Source organism: Aminobacter sp. GW821-FHT11F06 (assembly GCF_058808215.1).
The window spans coordinates 1-1,035 of the sequence record NZ_JBXARL010000029.1; the positions used below are offsets into that span (position 1 = coordinate 1).

Below are 1,035 nucleotides of genomic sequence, written 5' to 3' on the forward strand. Positions count from 1 at the left end.
TGTGGAGCCTCAACAGGTTGTCCCCAGACAGGCCGAGTCTGCTTATTGGTGTTTTAGATTTTAGGCTGCCGTGAGGCCTGTGCCAATTGTAGCGGTGGAGCCAGGCCGGCAACTCGGCGGCGCGATGGTCTGAGGTCGGGTATGCGACGGCGTAGGCCCATTCCCTGAGCGCAGTCTGGATGAAGCGCTCGGCCTTGCCATTGGTCCTGGGCGTATAGGGTTTTGTGCGGAGGTGTTTGAGGCCAAGCTTGCGGCAGGCCTTGGCGAAGGCTTGCGACCGGTAGCAGGAACCATTGTCGGTCATGACCCGCTCGATGGTGATGCCAAGACTGGCATAATAGGCGAGCGCCGCCTCGAGGAAGGCGACGGCGCTTTCTTTCTTTTCGTCGGCGAGGATCTGCGAGAAGGCGACACGCGAGGCGTCGTCGATGCAGACATGGACGAACTCCCAGCCGACGCCACGGCTGTTGGACTGGCCGGTGCGGTCGCCGGTAATGCGATGGCCGACACGGTCGAAGCGCCCGAGTTTCTTGATGTCAATGTGGATCATCTCGCCAGGTTTGTCGCGCTCGTAGCGGCGCACCGGCTCGGCCGGATCGATGTCCTTCAGCCGCGAAAGACCCGCTCGCCTGAGCACCCGGCTTACCGTCGCCGCCGACACCCCAACCTGCTTGGCGATGTGCTTGCCCGTCAGCCGCTGGCGGCGCAGCGTCGCGATCTCGGCGGCAATCTGCGCCACGGTCTGTCTCGGGCTCCGCTTCGGCCGCGACGATCGGTCGGCCATGCCGTCCCAGCCTTCGGCCTGGAAACGCGCGACCCAGCGCGCCACGACCTTCACCGTCACACCATATGTCCGCGCCGCAACGGCTTTGGAGAGACGGCCTTCAACAACGTCGCGGGCCATCTCCTCTCGACGGCGTGGCGTCAAACGGGCATTCTTATGGATGTTCATTCGGTCCTCCGAGACTCACTGAAGCTTTGACAACCTCAGCTTTCCCGGCCGGGACCGAATGGACAACCTCCTGAAAGCTCACA

1 protein-coding gene is annotated in these 1,035 nt (G+C 63.1%); it reads right to left on the reverse strand.

The window, feature by feature from the left end:
* The coding region (locus AC1RTB_RS26460; RefSeq protein WP_492882239.1) for an IS481 family transposase at nucleotides 1–952 on the reverse strand (952 nt) is incomplete at its 3' end.
* Nucleotides 953–1,035 lie beyond the last annotated feature (83 nt).